General features: G+C 33.9%; 18 protein-coding genes. 7 read left to right on the top strand and 11 right to left on the bottom strand.

Features of this window, described 5'->3' with window-relative positions:
- Nucleotides 1–448: 448 nt before the first annotated feature.
- The 5 genes from speC to HMPREF9083_RS04930 all read right to left on the bottom strand — a co-directional run bounded on the left by speC (nucleotide 449) and on the right by HMPREF9083_RS04930 (nucleotide 6364).
- The gene (gene speC / locus HMPREF9083_RS04950; RefSeq protein ID WP_007556306.1) at nucleotides 449–2644 is read right to left on the bottom strand and encodes an ornithine decarboxylase; all 2196 of its coding nucleotides are present in this window, start codon (nucleotides 2642–2644) and stop codon (nucleotides 449–451) included.
- A gap of 73 nt (nucleotides 2645–2717) precedes the next feature.
- On the bottom strand, nucleotides 2718–3410 hold the full coding sequence (locus HMPREF9083_RS04945) for a DNA/RNA non-specific endonuclease (RefSeq protein WP_007556305.1): 693 nt from the start codon (nucleotides 3408–3410) through the stop codon (nucleotides 2718–2720).
- Between the two features lie 54 nt (nucleotides 3411–3464).
- Nucleotides 3465–4334, bottom strand: a complete 870-nt coding sequence (sdaAA, locus tag HMPREF9083_RS04940; protein ID WP_007556304.1) for an L-serine ammonia-lyase, iron-sulfur-dependent, subunit alpha — start codon at nucleotides 4332–4334, stop codon at nucleotides 3465–3467.
- Nucleotides 4335–4344: 10 nt separating this feature from the next.
- Nucleotides 4345–5007 (bottom strand): L-serine ammonia-lyase, iron-sulfur-dependent subunit beta, encoded by a 663-nt coding sequence (gene sdaAB, locus HMPREF9083_RS04935; protein WP_007555038.1) that lies wholly within the window; start codon nucleotides 5005–5007, stop codon nucleotides 4345–4347.
- Between the two features lie 25 nt (nucleotides 5008–5032).
- Nucleotides 5033–6364, bottom strand: a complete 1332-nt coding sequence (locus HMPREF9083_RS04930) for an LPO_1073/Vpar_1526 family protein (protein ID WP_007556303.1) — start codon at nucleotides 6362–6364, stop codon at nucleotides 5033–5035.
- A 277-nt stretch (nucleotides 6365–6641) separates the two neighbouring features.
- Here HMPREF9083_RS04930 and HMPREF9083_RS04925 point away from each other — a divergent pair, with 277 nt between their 5' ends.
- The 4 genes from HMPREF9083_RS04925 (at nucleotide 6642) to HMPREF9083_RS04910 (ending at nucleotide 11710) form a co-directional block, all read left to right on the top strand.
- The gene (locus tag HMPREF9083_RS04925) at nucleotides 6642–7658 is read left to right on the top strand and encodes a zeta toxin family protein (RefSeq protein WP_007556302.1); all 1017 of its coding nucleotides are present in this window, start codon (nucleotides 6642–6644) and stop codon (nucleotides 7656–7658) included.
- 118 nt (nucleotides 7659–7776) lie between these two features.
- Complete coding sequence (locus HMPREF9083_RS04920; RefSeq protein ID WP_420864485.1) at nucleotides 7777–8769, top strand: diacylglycerol/lipid kinase family protein; 993 nt, start codon at nucleotides 7777–7779, stop codon at nucleotides 8767–8769.
- A 51-nt stretch (nucleotides 8770–8820) separates the two neighbouring features.
- A complete protein-coding gene (locus HMPREF9083_RS06170; protein WP_007556300.1) occupies nucleotides 8821–10032 on the top strand; it encodes a hypothetical protein in 1212 nt (403 codons plus the stop codon).
- A gap of 73 nt (nucleotides 10033–10105) precedes the next feature.
- A complete protein-coding gene (locus tag HMPREF9083_RS04910) occupies nucleotides 10106–11710 on the top strand; it encodes a peptide chain release factor 3 (protein WP_007556299.1) in 1605 nt (534 codons plus the stop codon).
- Between the two features lie 341 nt (nucleotides 11711–12051).
- Here HMPREF9083_RS04910 and HMPREF9083_RS04905 read toward each other — a convergent pair whose 3' ends face one another.
- The 4 genes from HMPREF9083_RS04905 to HMPREF9083_RS04890 form a co-directional block, all read right to left on the bottom strand.
- Nucleotides 12052–12327, bottom strand: a complete 276-nt coding sequence (locus HMPREF9083_RS04905) for a hypothetical protein (protein WP_035062705.1) — start codon at nucleotides 12325–12327, stop codon at nucleotides 12052–12054.
- Between the two features lie 87 nt (nucleotides 12328–12414).
- Nucleotides 12415–13881, bottom strand: coding sequence for a restriction endonuclease subunit S (locus HMPREF9083_RS04900; protein WP_007556297.1), 1467 nt, complete (start codon nucleotides 13879–13881; stop codon nucleotides 12415–12417).
- A complete protein-coding gene (locus HMPREF9083_RS04895; RefSeq protein ID WP_007556296.1) occupies nucleotides 13875–15899 on the bottom strand; it encodes a type I restriction-modification system subunit M in 2025 nt (674 codons plus the stop codon). The genes HMPREF9083_RS04900 and HMPREF9083_RS04895 overlap by 7 nt, the downstream gene beginning before the upstream one ends.
- Entirely contained in the window at nucleotides 15900–16124 is a 225-nt protein-coding gene (locus HMPREF9083_RS04890; protein WP_007556295.1) for a helix-turn-helix domain-containing protein, read from the bottom strand.
- A gap of 176 nt (nucleotides 16125–16300) precedes the next feature.
- On the opposite strand from HMPREF9083_RS04890, the gene HMPREF9083_RS04885 reads away from it, so the two are divergent.
- The 3 genes from HMPREF9083_RS04885 to HMPREF9083_RS04875 all read left to right on the top strand — a co-directional run bounded on the left by HMPREF9083_RS04885 (nucleotide 16301) and on the right by HMPREF9083_RS04875 (nucleotide 17989).
- The gene (locus HMPREF9083_RS04885) at nucleotides 16301–16594 is read left to right on the top strand and encodes a helix-turn-helix domain-containing protein (RefSeq protein WP_035062704.1); all 294 of its coding nucleotides are present in this window, start codon (nucleotides 16301–16303) and stop codon (nucleotides 16592–16594) included.
- 878 nt (nucleotides 16595–17472) lie between these two features.
- Entirely contained in the window at nucleotides 17473–17700 is a 228-nt protein-coding gene (locus HMPREF9083_RS04880) for a helix-turn-helix domain-containing protein (protein ID WP_007556288.1), read from the top strand.
- A complete protein-coding gene (locus HMPREF9083_RS04875; RefSeq protein WP_007556287.1) occupies nucleotides 17684–17989 on the top strand; it encodes an AAA family ATPase in 306 nt (101 codons plus the stop codon). Before HMPREF9083_RS04880 ends, HMPREF9083_RS04875 begins: the two co-directional genes overlap by 17 nt.
- A 292-nt stretch (nucleotides 17990–18281) precedes the next feature.
- Here HMPREF9083_RS04875 and HMPREF9083_RS04870 read toward each other — a convergent pair whose 3' ends face one another.
- Complete coding sequence (locus HMPREF9083_RS04870; protein WP_007556286.1) at nucleotides 18282–20378, bottom strand: heavy metal translocating P-type ATPase; 2097 nt, start codon at nucleotides 20376–20378, stop codon at nucleotides 18282–18284.
- Between the two features lie 19 nt (nucleotides 20379–20397).
- The gene (locus HMPREF9083_RS04865) at nucleotides 20398–20847 is read right to left on the bottom strand and encodes a CopY/TcrY family copper transport repressor (RefSeq protein WP_007556285.1); all 450 of its coding nucleotides are present in this window, start codon (nucleotides 20845–20847) and stop codon (nucleotides 20398–20400) included.
- Nucleotides 20848–20984 lie beyond the last annotated feature (137 nt).

The raw sequence follows: 20984 nt of genomic DNA, 5'->3' as shown, positions 1-20984 counted from the left end.
AAATCTTTACTTGCTGTAACTTGTTTCAACGTTTCTCTTTTTTTTAAAGTCGGCATAACATATTTTTTATTTCGTAAATATTTTCTCAATACCGTTTTATTTTTCTGTCTTATACTTAATTTTTAATTAAGTATTTTTTATAACATTATAGTTATCTATATCAACAATTTCCGCTTAATTGATAGATTATATAATATATTATTCTGTTATAATAAAAATTACTTATGGTAATAATGTATTTTTCAATTCTTTATCAAATATAGACATAAATCAATTAAATCGACTGTAAACTATTCCAAACAATAATAAGTAACAATTGCTTTTTCCGAAACAAAAGTTCAAATTTTTTACAATATTCTTTTGTAAGTGCGATATTTACATAGTCTGTTTTTTATATAGATTTCAAAAGGCCGCCTGAGCGACCTTTTATTTTTTATATTTTACAGTTTTAAAATTTTTTACTGAATTTCTTATCGTATTCTTTTTTCAGTACATATACATATAATGATTTTTTTCCGTCTTTTCCTTTTTCCAAGTAAACACCTTGATGTTCGGGTGAAAATCCCGGAAGTCTGTTTGTTATTTCAGCCAAATAGCGGAAATAATCTACCGCCGTTTCAGACCATCTTTCTCCCGGTTGTACACATATAACACCCGGAGGATATGGCAGACAGCCTTCGAGAGCGACTCTGTCTTTCGCTTTGTTTATTTCGACAATTTCTCCATTATTTCGTATCAATTCATAGTTGGCTTCTTGCGGGCTCATTGCATATTCAGGTAAGTATTCTTTGAGGAAAAGTCTTTTTTGCAGAACATTTACCATACGAGCTTTGTAAAATTCATGAATTTCACTGCACAATTGTTTTATCGTATATCCGCTATATCTTTCTCTGTATTTTGAGAATATGGTGGGCAATACTTTTTCCATAGGTGCATCGTTATCTATAAGTTCTTCAAATTTTACAAGTTTTGTTATTAAATTATCCAACTTTATTTTCGATTCTGCCGGTGTCATCAAAAACAGTATGTCATTCAAATCGCATTTTTCGGGAATTATTCCGTTTTCACGAAGATAGTCCGCCAATATTATTCCAGGTATACCAAATTTTTTATATTTTCCGCTTTCAATGTCTATACCGGGTGTCAAGAGTTGCAGTTTACATGGATCTATAAAATATTGCCATTTGCCGTAACCATGAAACGAGTGCCATTTGCCGCCCGGTTCAAAGGCAAAGTATGCAATATCATTTGCCATTTTCTTTGTATCTCCGTCTTCCCAATTTTTCCTATGCACTATCGGAGGAACCATCGGTCTTACGTAATGACAGTTTCTTATAATGGATTTTCTTGCTTCTATTGCATTTTCAACGCATTCCATCCATAATTTTTTGCCGGCTTTCCCTTCTTGCATTTTTGCATTTACATCAAGTGATGCAAATATTTGGTAAAAAGGTGATGTTGATGAGTGAATCATGAATGAACTGTTCAGTCTTTTATGCGGTAAGTATCTTTTTTGCCCTTTTATGTGTGAGTCTTTTTTATGTATTTGCGATGCCATTGAAAATCCGGCTTGTTGTTTATGGACGGATTGACTTACTATAATTCCGGGGTCTGTAGGTTTCAAGTCCAACAGAAGAGGACTGCAATCTCTCATCATGGGTATGAACTGTTCATATCCTACCCATGCGGAATCAAAGAATATGTAATCGCACAGATGGCCTATTTTGTCTACAATTTGTTTTGCATTGTAAATGCATCCGTCATAATTTCCCAATTGTATGGCAGCAAGTCTTATCGGACGTTCTTCTTCGGCTTTTTTTGGATCACGTTCTCTGATAAGACTTCTTATGTATTCTTCATTGAAGCAATGTTCGAGTATACCTCCGATCGATCCGAAAGGATTTCTTGCCGTTTCAAGATATATGGGAATTGCACCCGCTTGTATCAATGCTCCGAAACTTACGGATTTATGATTGTTTCTTTCATATAAAACCAAATCTCCCGGAGATAAAAGTGCATTCAATACAATTTTGTTTGCACCGGATGTACCGTTTAAAACAAAGTATGTTTTATCGGCATGAAATACACGTGCAGCGTGTTTTTGCGCTTCAAGTGCGGCCCCTTCGTGTATCAGAAGGTCGCCTAATTCTACATCCGCATTGCAAAGATCGGCACGGAATGTATTTTCTCCGTAAAAATTATACATCAATCTTCCTGTAGGATGTTTTTTGAAATAATCCCCGCCTTGATGCCCCGGACAATCGAATGCGGAATTTCCTTTTTCCACATATCTCATTAATTTACCCAAGAACGGCGGTAACATACTTTCTTCGTATTTATCTGCCGCACTTTCTATTTGTCTTACATAAAATTTCTTGTCTGCCGATTTTAAATTTATAAGACTGAATACTTTTCCGAGTGCATAATCGGTTATTTTTTCATTGTTTTTCAAAATCAAAAAAACGGGAATACCGAAAGCTTGTATGTCTTTATTTTCCAATATATTTTGCTCTTCGGTAGTTATTATAATTGCCGCAACATCTGTAAAGTCGGTTTTATGTATGGGTATTATACTTCTGTTGAATGTTGCTTCAAAAATCTCACTCGCTTTATCGGAAAAAGCAATCTTAAGATACTTTTTCATACATCCTCCAACATTTTTTAATTTAATTTACTTATTATTTTAACATTTATGTTGATTTTTTACACGTCTTTATCTATCCGCTTTTTTTATTTGTACCGTCTTTATAATTTATCAATACCCCCGGTTGTACGTTGTATACAAATACGTTGAATATTATTCCTCGTCCTTTATCTTCCACCGAGTAGGCTTCCATTTGTACTCCGTTTGCCACCAAATTATCTTTTTCGTATATCGGTGTAACTCTGTAAAGTACATGATTACCCGTTTTTTTCACGTAAATCGCAACACGTTGTTCAAAAGGAAGCATTCCCTTTACGTTCATGTATCTTGTTCCGGTAATAAGATTTCTCGGGTTTGCATTTTCCGCAGTAAGTTGGTATCCGATAAGATGACATCTGTTATATAAATATTTACCGTCAATGAATTCATACTTTGATATTTGCCAGCCGCTCGGTTTTATGGAGCCTATGCTTTCTCTTTTCTTATTCGGCATTGTTTCTTTTCCTACATTTGCAAATGCAACGCCGCACCTTCCCAATTTGTCTTGTTTGCTGTATTTTTCAAATGATTGCGTAGTATAATCCGACTCTTTGAAATCGGGGACGTTTTTATTCAAAACGACAAACGGTCTTCCTTGATATGGAGGAATATCCGACATTTGAAGTCCGGGAGTGGCTTCGGTTGCAAAATGTGTGAATAAGGCAAGTACGCACAGCAACAATATTATTATGTACTTAAATTTTTTAAAAATTTTCGAGTTCATCATTTATATTCTCCGTCATGTATTTTTACAGAAAAAAAGAGCAAAAAATTTCTGCTCTTATTTTTTTCTCAATCTGTTATTTATGCATTCTCCCGTCTTTGTTGTTGCAAGACCGGCTTGACTTGTTTCTCTTAAAGATACCGGCATGAGTTTTCCGATTTGATCCATAGCGGCAATAACTTCATCAACCGGTATTACACTATGAATACCGGACATTGCCATTTCTACTGCTACAAGTGCATGCACTGCATGAAATCCGTTACGTTTTACACATGGCACTTCAACAAGACCCGCAACCGGATCGCATACAAGTCCAAGTAAATTTTTCAGTGCCAATGCCATGGCATCCATCATTTGTGTTGTCGTTCCGTGCATTAAATCAATTGCTGCAGCGGCCGCCATTGCAGTTGCAGTTCCGCATTCCGCCTGACATCCTCCGACAGCTCCAGCTATACATGCTTTTTCGGCTACAATTTTTCCTATGGCACCTGCCGTAAATAATGCACGTGTCAAATCATCTTCATCGGAATTCAGTTCTTCACCTACCGCCATAAGTATTGACGGAACTATTCCGCAAGAACCGGCAGTAGGACAAGCAACTATACGAAACATTTTCGCATTCGCTTCTGCAGTTGCTATTGCATATACGGCAGCACGCTTGCATATGGGACTCAAAAAATTCAGTTTTCCGTTTTTCAACTTTTCGGCATCTCCGCCTACCAAGCCGCTTGCAGATTTACTTGTACTTTCCAAGCCTTTTCTTATCGAGTCTTTAAATACCGGAATCAATCTTTTCATTCTGTTCCATACAACATCGAACTCTTTTCCGGTACTTTCCGCTTCATTTCTGCAACTGAGTTCTCCCGGAGAACATTTTGCAATATCGGATTGCTTCATAAGCTCGGCAATCGAATAATAACCTTTCATATAATTCTCCTTAAATTATCCCTAAAGAAATTACACGTTTTATATTTTTATTACAATCCACCAGTTCTTTAATCATAGATTCGGGAACTTCCTGATCGGTATGAACAATCATAACCGCATTAAGTCCCTTCTTTTTTCTGAAAACTCTCATGTTTGAAATGTTTATATTATGATTTGCCAATCTTAAACTTACGGCGGCAACTATTCCCGGTACATCATAATGATTTGTAATTAATGTATATTCCTCACCTGTAATTTCTACCGAAATACCGTCTATTTCAGTAATTTTTATACGTCCTCCGCCTAAAGATACACCTAAAATGTCCGATTCGTGTCCGCTCTTTCCTTGCGCTTGTATAAAAGCCGTATTCGGATGTGCGGGTTCTTCGTTTGAAAATACAAATTCCATATCTATGCCTTTGTCTTTTGCAATTTGTAATGCGTCACGAATTTCTTCACTTTCGGGTAAGTATCCCATAAGGCCTGCAGCCAAAGCTTTATCCGTACCATGACCTTTACCGGTATCTGAAAAAGAACCGTAAAGTGTTATTTTCGCTTTTACAACGGGTTCGCCTAAAATTTCTCTTGCCATACGACCTATTCTTGCCGCACCGGCAGTATGAGAACTTGACGGTCCTATCATAACCGGCCCGATAATATCAAATATTCCCATAAAACCTCCTCGAACCCTTCATAAATCAAATCCAGTGTGAAATATCAAAATTTTCTCCGATCACTTCACGTATGTAAATATGTGCTATGTACATACCCATCAAAGTCAGAGATGAACGGCGAAGCATTCCTGTATCCCATTCTTCCTGAAGCAATTTCAAATCATTTGAAATTTTTCCGAGTATATGATTCAATTCTTTTCTGTCATATGCAACGGGTCTTGAATGAAGTAATGCTCTTATATGATGTTTAATCTTTTCATCGTAAATTCCGTTTTTGTCAAAAAATTCATCCAACAGCGAGTCATCGGATGCCGGTAATTTATAGTACGAATTATACAAACTCGGCACAAGAATACTGTCGTCAAAATTCCATAATTCTTTCAACTCGCTCTTCATCGCTCCGCGATAAGAAAATATGAGAGGATAAGAATTATGCAACACTTCACCGAATGCAATGTCTTTATTTTGAAGTGAAATACAATGCAAGTATTCCAACTGTTGGTATCCGCTGTATACATCCGGTAAATCGTTTATAAAAGGTGAAACGTATTTTTCGGCATATCTCTTTATAGATGCGGAATCGGTTATCTCGGAACTTCCGGAATAATGGAAAATCAAAAGAAGTGAAAGTGCTTTGAACGAATTTTCTTCCATACGGGGCATTGATTTCAACGCATCATAAGCAATAATCGTTTTCGTATCCGTACGACTTCCACGTGCAACATCGCAAAATGCCGCAACAACCATGCCTTTTATACATTCCGAAGGCATCATTATATAAGTTTTCTGTGCATTCTGCAGCGCTTCTTGAACCATTAAATGCATCAAAGTATCGCATGCTTCTTTGTCGGTCATATTCAATGAAGAAATCAAAGCATGAGTAATAAATTTCGTATCGCTTTCTACCGTCTTTGAAACGGCTCCGTACTGATTCAAGAAATGACGTACGAAATAAGTTTCAAGTTTTGAAGCATCATTTATATTCCCTACCACGTTCGGAGAAGGTTCATTGTCAAATTCTTTGTAACTTTCTTTTTCCGCAGACTTCAAATTACCTTTCAATTCATCACGTGAAAAAGCCTTCGTCTTTTCAAATGAATCGAAAATGTCTTTATTGTCGGCTCTTTTAAGAGGCGGAACAACGAGAGTGTCTTGAGCGACTTTCTCTATCAATTTCTCATCCTCATGTGTATTTTTACCGTGTATAAATCCGCTTTCGGAAAAACTCTTTTTACTACGCTTTTTTACACAAGCTTTCTTCGACTTTTTACGAGAATGTCCGCATATCAAAAAATAACATACAATAAAAAAAAGTACGCATACAATCAGTAATGCAATATATGGAATAATAAACATTTATTCTCCTCATTTTTACACTATATGTAAAGCCTTAAATTTAATTCAATGTTACCATATTTCACTGCATATTTCCATGTTATGCAATTTATGAAATCGTTATGAATTTACAAGCTAAAATACTCATGATTATCAGCCGTTTCATCGTTTTTTTCAAAAATTTTTACGGTGCTTAAAATATAAAAAACATTATTTTCATCGTACATAGACAAAAAAACGTATCTTTGCTATGATGGATACGCTAATAATTTTTATATGAAAAGGAAGTGGTAAGGTTATGCCGTATGACGAGCGGACTTTAAAGGAATTGTACGAAGAAGCGGAAGATACACCGCCTTATATCCAATTAGATGTGAACAGAGAAATTTTCTCTACAATTTATAACACTCTTTGGAGCTTAAGAAATATTTGCAAAGTTTCAAAAGACGATCTTGAACGAATACACAGTTTGAAAATGTCGACTGTATATGAATCTTCAATGTTGGAACAAAGACGTGCGACAGGATTGTCACATAAAAATCAAATTTCAATGTTAAATGAAGCATTTGCAATTGAAACAAAGTACATAACCGACCAAGTCTTTTGTCGTGTCGACACAGTAACCGACGATTCATACACGCCCAAAGAATTGGATACATTATTCAATACACAGGTAGTACCCTACTTGGAGCGTTATACAAAAATAAAAGAAAATAATCCTACGGTTTATATAATTGCAGGACAACCGGGATCGGGAAAATCCAGAATGTCCTCAATTATCGTTGAAGAAAAAAAAGGAAAAATAATCAGAATTTCTCCGGACGAATTTTGCGGATTTCGTTTAAGTTCGGACAACAAAAACTTTCCTTGCTCGACAGCATATTTTTCTGAAAAAACATGTAAAGCACTGGCAGATTTTTCTTTAAGATATGTAATTGATAAAAGGTGTTCATTTATATATGAAACAAATTTCAACAACGAAAAATTTACGCTTTCATTATTGGAAGAACTGAAAAGTAAAAACTACAAAATAGAACTTTTACTACGTGCATGTTCTGAAAAAGGAAGTAAAAAATCGATGCACTATCGCAGTATCCAACATAAATTGAAAGCCCCAGTATTGGAACGTAAAATTTCACAAGATAATCATAATTTTGAATGCACTTCATTTTTAAATACGGCAAGAATCGTATTGGAAAAAGAAATCGCAAACAGAACGATTATCAAAAGCAGAAAAGGATTATTATACGACAGTGAAGATTTTCCTACTGAAAATCCTTTCAAATTACTCAGTGAAAGAATGATTCGAAAATAAAAAGACAGGTGATTAAATTTACCTGTCTTTTGTTTTATTAAAAAACACATTGATTAAATATTTCAACAGTTACACTTTTTTTGTTATAATAGTGCGTGTATATTTTAACATTATAAAGGTGAACAAATTGGAAAAAAATTGTACCGTAATTGTAAATCCCACAGCGGGAAGAGGGCGTTCGACACGTTATTTACCCATGCTTTCGGATGTTTTAAAAGAAAAATATGAAAATATTACAATAAAAACTACAAAAAAAACAAAAGATGCTACACGTTTTGCACGCATAGCAGCAAAAAACAATGAGGATATAATTTGCATGGGCGGAGACGGAACCATAAATGAAACGATAAACGGAATAGTTCCGGTAAAAAACAGCACCTCTACATTCGGTTTCGTACCTTTCGGAACTGTAAACGATCTTGCAAGAGCATTGCATATACCTCGTTCCCCGAAAGGTGCAATTCGCATGCTCAAAAATGCGACAAAAACAAAAATCGATGTGGGCAAAATAAACAAACGTTATTTCATAAACGTGGTTGCCGCCGGACTCATTGCAGAAACTGTCGGAAAAGTAACGATAAAAGAAAAAACACTTTTCGGTTCGATGGCTTATTTTATGAAAGCACTTCAAGTTATAAACAAACAACCGTCCTACAGATTTCGGATAGAAATGAAAAACGGAACGATAATACAAATTTCATCGCCTCTTATAGCTGCAATGCTTACGGACTCGGCAGGAAGTTTTCATAACTTCATGCCTACAAAAGATCGTAATAAAGGTTTAATAAAACTTGTACTTTTTAAAGACTTCTCATGGATAAACACACTCAAAGAAGCGCCTAAACTGATTACGGGTGAACAATTCGGTCCCGACACAATGACAGTAATAGACGTGAAAAAAGCGCACATTTCAATAGAAGATGAAAATACCGAACTCTTAACAAATATAGACGGAGAAATAGGGTCTGAATTTCCAATCAATATAGAGGTACTTCCGTCAAGGCTTTCGGTGTTCATACCGAACAATGCGGAAAAAGAAAATTCAACGTTCAATGTTCCTCACCTGATTGAATTTTTACGCAAACATTTGAAACTGACCTATACAGAATGATACAAGGAATGGATATTTTTCATTCCTTTTTTTATAAAGAACGGAGATTTTATGGATATTAAACCCTCTGAGCAAATAAAAAAACATATACAAAACTTATGGAACAAATATCTTCTTGCAGAAATTACAAACGACATTATGTTGAATGAAATCTCAAGCGGACTTTATGTGGAAAATCCGGATATGCAATGGATTGAATCGTTAAACAAGCAAAATCCGCTGAAATACGGAATAGTGTCAATAGGATTTTCCGACACCGTAGATGATGCAATAGAAAATCTGTACAATTATCCTGAGGAATTTCTTCCCTATTCCGAGCTTACAAATTTAATCGGACCGGAAGAAATGTACGAAAAAATCATGTCCGGTATAATTTCTCAAACCGAAATATGTGATGAGAAAAATATAACCGACAATCCATACAATAAACACATACATATATACAAAAAAATAAAAAATGCACTCTTGCTCAAAACACACGAAACATTACCTTTTGAATTTTTTCAATCTTACAATAATTCATTCAACACCGAAAATCCTTTTTTACACATAAAAACCGGATTTTTCAAAGAAAAAATCTCCTATCCGGTACTGCTTGAAAACAACAAAGTCTGGATGAGTATAGTAATGAGTGAAATACTTTCAATGCAAAAAGAAATAGAAAAGGCACATGGAAATGTAATCACTTACGGACTCGGTTTGGGATATTATACCTTCATGGTTTCGGAGAAAGAAAATGTAGATACCGTAACGGTTGTTGAAATGAATGAAGAAGTAATACGTTTGTTCAAAGAACAAATGCTTCCGTATTTCCCGAACAAAGACAAAATACGTATTATAAAAGAAGATGCTTTCACTTATATAAAATCGCAAGAAGACAATATGTACAATTTTGCATTTGCAGATTTTTGGAAAGGCGTGGAAGACGGAGTTTTTTTATATCTTAAATTACTTCCTTCAACACAAAAACTCAAAAATACGGAATTTGATTTTTGGATTGAACGTTGCTTTATGGAATATTATTTCCGCCCCGTATTAATCAAAATGCTGTACGAAAAGGCTTTCAAAAAAAATATAAATATATATGAACCTTCAAAATCCATACAAAAATTAAAAAAGGATTTTGAACATTTCATAAAAAAGCAAAATATTATAATATCTTCCGAAAAGGATGTAGACACTTTAATTTCCGATGCGAAAATCAAAAAAATCATATACAAATTTGCGGCCTCAATCAATTATCGGCATGAATTCAAATCTTAGTTGAAATTTATGTTAAATGACGTAAATTGTATGTAATGTTATAATAAAAAGGATATTTATCAAGAGGTGTAATATGACAGATTTGGAAGAAATAAAACGACGTCGTACTTTTGCCATCATCTCTCATCCGGATGCGGGTAAAACTACATTAACTGAAAAATTATTGCTTTACGGGGGCGCTATACACTTGGCAGGCTCGGTAAAAGCACGTAAAACTTCCCGTTATGCGGTATCCGACTGGATGGAAATAGAAAAACAACGTGGTATTTCCGTTACAAGTTCAGTCCTTCAATTCGACTACAACGGGTGTCGCATAAATATTTTGGACACACCGGGACACGCAGATTTCTCTGAAGACACCTACCGTACACTTATGGCGGTAGACAGTGCCGTCATGGTCATTGACGTTGCAAAAGGTGTCGAAGCTCAAACGAAGAAACTTTTCAAGGTCTGCAGCGATCGAGGAATACCGATTTTTACATTTGTAAACAAAATAGACCATTTCGGTAAAAATCCTTTTGACCTTATGGCGGACATCGAAGAAGTTTTGGGCATTCGTTCTTGTCCTATGAACTGGCCTATCGGAATAAACGGAAGCTATACCGGAATTTATGATCGTGAAAATGAAATGTGCCATATTTTTATAAAAGATAATGCTCACGGCACTAAAAAATTAAATGTTATCTCAGGAAAAATAGATGATGAAAATATAAAAGCGAATATTTCCGAAGAAATTTTACAATCTTTAAAAGATGACTTGGAATTACTCGATGAAGCCGGAGATCCTTTTGATTTGGAAAAGGTAAAAAACGGAACATTGACACCGATGTTTTTCGGTTCGGCAATGACAAACTTCGGCGTTCAACCATTTTTGGAAAAGTTCCTTGAATTGGCACCCTCCCCTCAAGAGAGAACAGTTTCTGAAGGAAAAGTACTGCCTACATCACCCGAATTTTCAGCATTTGTTTTCAAAATTCAGGCAAACATGGATCCAAAGCACCATGATCGTATAGCTTTTATACGAATATGTTCGGGAATTTTTGAAAAGGGTGTTTCCGTACTTCATCGTCAAAGCGGCAAGATGATCAGACTTTCTCAACCGCAACAATTCCTTGCTACTGAAAGAACAACTGTAGAGAAAGCATATCCGGGAGATATTATAGGTATATTCGATACCGGAGAACTTGGGGTCGGAGATACAATCTGTGAAAAAAAACATCCCGTCACTTTTATAGATTTCCCGGTATTTCCACCGGAACTTTTCGCCAGAATTTCTCCCTCGAGCAGTATGAAACGTAAGCAATTTTTGCGAGGAATATCTCAATTGGCGCAAGAAGGTGCAATTCAAGTCTATACACAACCCTATGTCATGGAAAGTTTCATCATCGGTGCTGTCGGACAGTTGCAATTTGAAGTAATGAAGTACCGACTTGAAAATGAATATTCCGTTACAGTCAACATTGAGCCTCTTCCTTATACGGTTGCTCGTTGGACACTGCAAGATGTCAAACCGGAAGAACTTACCGGAATCGACAATGCCATGGTTGTCAGAGACAGAAAAGAAAAAACCGTTTATCTCTTACCAAATGAATGGCAAGCCGGTTGGTTGGTACAAAGAAATCCCGAAGTGACATTTTTAGACACTCCGCCACGTCTTGTGACTGAAAATACAAAATAAAAAATCTGAAAGACATTCTTATATATACCCCCTTTACCGGACAAACCGGTAAAGGGGATATTTTTAATGAAATATAAATCAATTTTAATTCGCCGATAGCCCGTATTTCTTTCCGCCCATAATAAACACCGTACATCTTACGTCTAAAATTTGATACCGTTCTCCATAGAACCCTACATATCATTTTATATTTATTATGTAAGTAAAATCGTAAATAAATATAAACTATATAGGAAATATACCAAACAATTACCGTTTTTATTCAAATATATTATTTATCGGAAAATATAAAAAGACTCCGAAGTTTTTTCCTTCGGAGTCTTTTCATTACTTACAAGAAATTATTTTTTCTTTTCACCCATCAGTGCCATCACCATTTCACGAAGTTCTTTAATTTCCTGTTTCTGTTGCTCATTTTCCGCTTTCAATTTACTTACTTCATCTTGCATAACGTATACGGAACTGATCGGACCGCTTCTGTAACGTTGCGGAATCATTTTTTCTTCGTCACTGTGTCCGAACTTCTTGGTAAGTCCGATATTAAACATGCTGTTTCCGCCGAATGTAATTCCTGCATGTAACATCGTACTTTCATTGGTGTAATGAGCGACACCCAATGCTACAGAATTGCCTCCTGTGTTTAAAATCTGTTTCTTTAGTAAAAGTCTTGAACTCCTTATATTTACATAACTATTTTACTCTATTTATAGTCCTAACACCTCTTTATTCATGATGTTAATAGCTTCTTGTTCTTGTTTATATGCTTGATAACGTAATTCATTCGCTTTAAAAGCAATATTATTTATTTGTTCAATTTTTTTGACATCTTTTAAAAATGGTACAGATACTTTTTTCAGTTGAATAGGTTCTATAGCGTTCACAACACCACCATATTTTTGTCTATATATTAGTTTTTCCCCATATATGGAATTTAAAAAAATATATATATAACCTACATAGTCTTTTTCACATTGCATTTGAATTAAATTGTCACTTATAGCATATTTTCCTATTTGATGAGACATAGCCATCATTACAGATCCTAATGTACCTCTTGATGGTAATATAATTGAATTTTCTTTTATGAGCAATTCTTTTTCTAACCTGTTTTTATGAGCTTTTTTTGATAAGTATTTTCCTGTTTCTGACTTTAGTTGAAATAAATCTTTACCTCCTATGAATGGAACTCCATGTTCTTTTGTAACATATATTCTAGTGAATCTTCCAGGCAAAATAATATCTTTTACTAAAGCTTTATCATCTAAATACCTTAAATCGGCATGTTTACTCATATATTTTTCTATAACATCTATCACAGGAATATGATAGCTTCCCTCTAATCTTCCATCTAAATCACTTAATTTTGTAGAAAAGGAATTAATATCTTTACTATAAGAAAAAGCTTCTTTCTTTAATTCTTCAATTGGAGGTAATTCTAGCTCATCGATCATAATTTTAGTTGCTTCATCAATAAGTTTATTTGATTCATCTCTTTTGGCATATGATTGTAGAATTAAATCATGAATTGTTTTCTTTAAATTTAATGGAGCTTTAGGTAGTAATACTTCATTTATGTGTTCAGCTTCTATATGGCTAATCACAGAACCATATTTATTTGACTTGAGAATTGAGTTTCCTACGTTTGTTTTTAAAAAAGTATAAAAGTATCCATTATCGTAATCATTTTTAAATCTAATTCTTAGTAAATCATGAGAGAAAATTTTTCCATTTAAAGTCTCTGACACAAAGCTCACTTTTCCTATAGTGCCACTACAAGTTATTAAAATCTGCCCGTCCAATACTCTTAGTGATTCAATATTTGTTTCTGTTAATTTCGATATATAACCGTCGTTTTTGGGATAAATATCTAGCATAGATGTAGGTTGATAAATTGGATATTCAGATTTATCTAACCATATTCTTTTGAAACGAGGTCTGGTGTAGCAATCAATTAAATCTTTATCTATATCAATTTCAGTATATCCATATATTGATTTCTTAACTAAATCTCTGGCATGTTTACACTCGACATCAAATACTGAAGCTTCCAATCTTTTTCCCTTATTTAATATACTGGTCAATGAAACACTGGACCAGTTTATATCTTCCTTAGGTACTTCAACTATTTCTATTAGTTCTTTTTCTAATTTTTTAGCTGCCGAATTTACCATGATATTCCCTCATTAATCTTCCATTTTCTAAAAATATCTGGTATGAGAATTGTTTGATCGTCAACAATTTTCTCTCTACTTTCCATTTGGGCTGTTTTATATCCTGCTGATGTTTCATCTAATCTATAGACGTTTTGTTTTTCAGGAACCATTATCTCGTTTCCTTCATTATCTCTTTTAAAAAGGGGGGTTCCTCTTTTATCATGACCAATTTTGTCAACTATTGCCATATAAATATTATAATCAGCCATTTGTCCAGTAGATTCTTCTTTGGATATTTCTTCTTTAGTTTTCTTTTGTAAGATTAATACTGATGTTTGAGTACCATTTCTTGGTTGGAATGTATCTTCGTGTAAATCGATACTTGCAATAATCTTTGTATTTTTAATTAGCCACTCTCTTATATATCCAGTACCTGGTGAACCCAATAGAGCATCAGGAAGAACTATGCCCATTCTTCCACCTGGTTTTAAAAATTGATAGCATCTTTCTATGAATAATATTTCAGGGGAAACAGATGATTGATACCTATCAGTCATTGTCCATTTACCTGTTTTTTTATTATGATTCCATATTCTGGCAAGCTCAAATTGAGATAATATAGCATGATCTTTTATTGGGATCTTACTACCAAATGGTGGGTTGGTTACAATTACATCAAAAAATCCTATATCATATTGATTCATAATCGATTTTTTATCAATTTGTAAAGCTGACGATAATCTTGTTTTAAAATCATCTGTCCATTCATGAGGAGGTAAGAGGGAATTTATTTGAAGAATATTTCCGCTGCCATCATTATTCATGACCATGTTCATCTTTGTCGCTTTTACTAAATCTGGATTAATATCAAATCCAAAATAGTTATTTTTTGCCATATCAGAAATTTTATCTTGGAATGCTTTCTTTTCATAATCATTCCAGTTTCCTTTATCTTTTCCAATATCTTTTGTGAATTCTGACTTTAATTGCTTCATAGCATGAGTCATGGCAGTTACAACAAATCCTCCCGTTCCACAAGATGAATCCAAAACTTTCTCATCAATAGTAGGATTAATCATTTCAACAACCATCTGCATTACATTTCTAGGTGTGAAGAATTCACCACGATCGCCCCTGAGGTTAGCACCAACTATTTCTTCATATGCTTTTCCCTTTATGTCTATTCTTGTATTCAATAAACTATATTTTTGTAATTCACTTACTATATAAGATAGTGTTCTTGGGTGAAGATTTATTCCATCGTTCGCTTCAAAGATTTTTGCATTTTTCTTCTCTTTTTTTACTCTTTCAAATATTTTTTCTATCCTATTTTTAACAGTTAATTGACCGTCTCTATTAGATCTTTCTTCACTTGTTGCATAGAATTCTAATGGTTTTGGAATGTTTCTTTCATCTTCAATTTTACAAAAAATAACTTTTAAAAGTTCAAAAAAAGCAGGTTGTTTTTGCATTCCTTCATTTACATAAATATGGTTATGACATGTTTTGAATGTGAATAACAAATTATCATCTGATGCGTTTTTTAAAGTTGTTCTTTTAGGTCTATTAATATCATCTAAGCTTCCATCAGCTGATGGAATGTCATTGTAGTTCATAAATTGTATGGATCCGGAATCATCTATATATTTTTTGAATACAAACTTTTCTTTACTATTTGTCCACATGCCCCATTCTGCATTAGAACAAGCTGACATATATGATTTTAATTGAGCGACCCCATCTTTAGAATTACTAGCTTCAATTTTTTCACTTTTACATTCAATAATAATTTTTATATTTTCTTGTATTTTATCAACTTTTTCCTCAGGAAATATAACTATGTCTGCTCTCTTTTTACCGGAACCGATTTGAACTGTATATTCAATGCTTATTTGATCTCGATTATATTTATGTTCGTTTATTAGTCTTTTTTCAATAGTTTGACGTACATATTCTTCTGGCGTATCTTTTCTAAATTTTCCATCTATATAATCACATACCTTACCTTCAGGTATAACTATTACTTTTGATTCCATTTAAAATTCTCCCTTATTTCTTTGCAATTTAATAAGATCGCCAACTTCGACATTTAGCGCTATACAAATTCTTGCTAATACGTCAAGATCTATTCGTTTTACTTTATTATTTGCATATGAGTTTAATTGACTTCTTTGTAAATTAGCATTTTCTTCAAGCCAATTCTTGCTAATATTTTTTTCATTAAGTACTTCATTTATCGTAAATATAATTTCATTGCTCATTATTTGACCCCCATATAAACATATACATTATATAAATAAAATAAGTTTCTACAACTGTACGTATAGACACCTCTACAAACTTATGAATCTTATTTCTTTCTTAATAAAAGGAATGTATATTGTACCGACCCCAAAAAGTTGAACCAAAATCTAACGATTGGGAGGTCAGTATTTTTATGTCCAAACATAGTTTTGAATTCAAGAAAAAAGTTGTTTTAGAATATTCGGATGGCAAAGGTGGAGTGAAATATCTTTCTAAAAAATATGGACTTGGTTCTAACTCACAACTATACAAATGGATTAAGGCATACAAAGCGTTTAGTGATGAAGAGATTACTGGACTTTTATCAAATGATGTAGACTTCAATAATTTTCTTATAGAATGGAATGAAATGAGGACGAAACATTACAACAATGAAATAACAGACGAGGAATTTAAAGATTGGAAGTTATCTTACCCTAAAAATTAAGATTTTTAAAATAAAAATATGTACGCAAAAAGACCGCAGCTTTTAACTACGGTCTAATTTTTTCTCCAAATATAAACCATTTGGAACTATTATTAAGTTTATTCTTTTTTACTTCCAGTACCATTTGAGTACCAGTAACCATTTTGTACTGTCTACATAGTTTGTAATCAGCCATTTTAGAAAAATTTGCTACTATTCCCATTCTTCTTTTCCAAACGTCCGATATATCCCAAACCATTCAAAATACTTGGTTCTATTTTTTATAGTACCAATAAATCTTACTAATTATAGGACGTTTTCAGATTTTTAGTCCCGTCCCAGTCCCAGTACCGGATAAATATTGTTTTAATATAATATCTGTTAATCTTGTTTATCCAGTTTTCAAATTAATCTTACTTCGAATTTACTTCATTTTTATTTTTTGCTTTGTGGATTTAAATCTAAATATATTACTTGGTAATTATCCAGCCTATGGAGATAAGACAAAAGATTTAGAGAACCTTAAACAAGGAGATTTTGTTAAAATCTTCGGAGAAGTAAAAACTAATATTGGCAACAATGAAAGGGAACATAAAAATGTTCGTATTCTGTCTTCTAAGCTATTAAAAGCAAAAGAACAAGTAAGGGGCAAGACAAGGATAAAAAGTCCATATTATTGCAAATAAATAGCTTTAAGGCAGAGGACAAACTTAAATTAAATAAGAAAGACCATAGCAAAGGTGCAGAGAGATAAATATCGGCAGTCTTAGGACTGCCTTTATTTTTTTGCTAAGTTTAGCGCAGTAAATCATATAATTGAAAGGAATCTGTATTATATGCTCTAATTAGATAGTTAATCTATACATTTAGAAAGGTAAAATATAGAATTGGAGAATGATATGGGATTTTCATATAACAAATTATGGAAGTTATTAATAGATAAAAATATGAAAAAAACAGACTTACAATGTGCAATCGCAACAACACCCAAGACAATAGCAAAAATGGGAAGAGACGAAAATGTAAGTCTAGAAACATTAGGAAAGATTTGTGAGTATTTTCAATGTGATATTGGAGATATTATTGAATATAAGTCAATGGGAATCAAGTATGATAACGGAATTTGATAGTATTCCATATTCAAATGCTGGTAGAGGGCTACAATGCTTATTAAAAACTGAGCTTGCTTTAAATAATATTAATACAAATAAAGATAAAATAATTTTAATTGAAGAGCCAGAAAACCATTTGTCATATTCTAACATGAATAATTTAATTGATATTCTACAAGAAAATAGTAATAAGGAATCTAGACAAATAATTATTTCAACTCATAGCAGTTTTGTTTTAAATAAATTAGGCTTAGAAAATTTAATACTTTTATCAAACAAAAAAAGCTCTAAAATACAAATTTAAGTAGTGATACAGAAAAATATTTTAAAGTTATTTCAGGATACGACACATGTGGAGAAGGTGGTATTATTGTCAAGAAAATAGAATAACAAGCTATAAAACTGTCGAAATAGGTGGCTTTTAGGATTTTAAAAGAAATCAGTTCTATAATAAATTAAAAATCGTGTTGGTAGAAAAATCGTCTACTTCTACCAACACGATTTTACAAAGAGCTAGTACTTACATTTCTTTTTCTCCTGTAATACTATTGTATATTGATACTTTAAGGAGTTTCAATCATTCGATCTGTTAACCGTTATTTTTTTGGATCTAAACTTAATAAAATAGCATTAATGGCGACGATGACTGTTGACACAGACATTAGGATTGCTCCTAATGCAGGGCTTAATGTGATACCAATAGGTGCCAAAATTCCTGCAGCTAGAGGGATAGCTATAAAGTTATAACCGGCTCCCCAAAAGAGGTTTTGTTTCATTTTACGAGTTGTTTTGTGTGCTAATTCAATGAATGATTCAATATCTCCTGGATCAGATTGAGTCAAGATGACATCAGCTGAATCCAATGCCACTTGGGTTCCAGCGCCTATAGCTATACCAACGTCTGCTAAGGCAAGAGAAGGGGCATCATTAACACCGTCACCTACCATGATAACTTTTTTTCCTTCATCTTTAAGTGTTTTTACTAACTCATATTTGTCTTGTGGAGATTGATTTGATCTATATTCAATCTCTAAATCTTCTGCCGCGCCTTGAGCTGCTTTTTCATTATCACCTGTTGCCATAATTGGCTCTATATTGTTATTTTTAAGAGCTTCTATTAACTCTTTACTGGTTGCTTTTAATTCATCCCCCAAAGCTACAGCACCAATGGCATCATCGTTTTCTACTAAGACACTGAGGGTTGCTCCTTTTGGAATATCCATATCTAGATTACGTCCGTATGCTTTTTGACTGATTAATTGGTATTGGTGCCCATTGGCTTTACCTTCTACGCCAGCACCGGAAATTACATCAATGGAATCAAAGGATACTGGACTTATACCTTCTTGGTCGGCGAAGCTTATAATTGATTGAGCAATAGGGTGGCTAGATCCTCCTTCAATACCTGCCAGTAAGGCAATGATTTCCTCTTTATTATATTTGTTATTAATAGGTTCAACGTCTAATACTTTAAACTCACCTGTTGTTAAAGTACCTGTCTTATCTAAAATCATCACATCTGCATCTTGAGCTATTTCTAAAGATTCTCGGTCTTTTACTAGTAAGCCACGACTTGCCCCTAAGCTTGTGCTACGAGCGGTGACCAATGGAATAGCTAGACCCAAAGCGTGAGGACAAGCTATAACTAATGTTGTGATAGCAAATTTTACTGCCGTTGGGATATCCGCTATAAGCGTCCATACTACAAAAGCAATTAGCGCGGCAATAACAGCAATATAGAAGAGCCATCCTGCAACCTTTTGAGCAATATTTTCTGCTCTGGAAGGCTGACTTTGAGCTTGGCTAATTAAAGTCTGTACTTGAGAGATGAAGGATTGATCACCTGTCTCATTCACTTTAATATAAAGAACCCCTTCTCCATTTGTTGAGCCCCCGATTACTTCATCGCCAGGACCTTTTTTAACTGCTTTTGATTCTCCAGTCAAAAGAGCTTCATTTAAACGTGATTCGCCACGCTCGATAATCCCGTCTGCTGGCACATTTTCTCCAGCTTGAACACGAATTAAATCACCCACCTTTAAGTCAGCAACTGGTCGTGTTTCTATTGAATCGTCTTCTAATACAACGTGAGCATCTTTCGGCACTAACTTAGCCAATTCTGCTTGTGCGTCTCCTGCTTCTCCAATAGCTTTCATCTCAATCCAGTGACCTAATAACATGATTAATAGTAATGAAGCAAATTCAAAGAAAAAATCCATAATTTGTTCACTTGTTACGTAGCTTGCTATTACAGTATAAATACTATATAAATATGAAACACTTAAACCTAAAGAAACGAGAGCCATCATTCCAGGTTCTTTTTGTTTAAATTCGTCAACTGCCCCTTGATAGAATGGACGTCCACCATAAATAATTAATATAGTAGATAAAATAGCTACTACAATATCAGAATATGGAAAAGTAAACTGGAATGGTAGGTCAAACCCAGCCATAGGGGATAAGAGCATAATAATGATTCCTAGTGGCAATGATTTTAAGAAAAGTTCCTTAAAGTTACCGTGATGATGGTGGTCATGCCCACTGTGTCCGCTGTGATCATGCCCAGCATGATGTTCTTGATGTTGATCCTTATGGTCTCCATGTTCTTCCGTGCTTACGTGCTCATGTTTTGAATGATCCATGTCGCCATGATTATGGTGACTGTGGGATAAATGTTTGTTGTTATTGTTCATTTTAAATTCCTCCTTATTCTTAATGATGATGTAAATGACACTCGCATTGTCCTTCTGGACAATTGCAATCCACTTCTTCTACTGCGAAAGCTTTTTTCATCTCTAATATTCTTTCTAATCGATCTATATCATCGAAGCTTAAGACATGATCTTCAATGATGTTTCCTATTACATTTCCGACTTTCTTTTTACAAATACGGTTAAAAATATCTTCTGCATAATCCCTTACGGCTTCTTTCTCTTCAATATTGGCAGTGTAAATAAACTTTCTACCTTCTTGCTCTGTATTTAGTACGCCTTTTTCAACTAATCGACCTAAGATCGTTTTGATAGTGGATTGTGTCCAGTCCATTTTTTCTTGCAATACGGAGATGACTTTTTTACTAGTTACTCGATCATTTGCCCAAACTACACGCATTACTTCCCATTCTGCATCTGTGATATAAGTATTAAATTCTATTGTGCTCATTTTCCTTTCCACCTCGTCGTTTACAGATGTAAACAAATATGCTCAAAATAAGTTTACTATTGTAAACGAATTATGTCAAGTCTTTTTAATAAATGTAAGCAACGCTTATAGCTTTTTACCTCTCCACTTCCTTCCCA

The organism is Dialister micraerophilus DSM 19965 (assembly GCF_000194985.1).
Lineage (GTDB): Bacteria > Bacillota > Negativicutes > Veillonellales > Dialisteraceae > Dialister > Dialister micraerophilus.
This window is presented reverse-complemented; position numbering and strand designations above follow the sequence as displayed.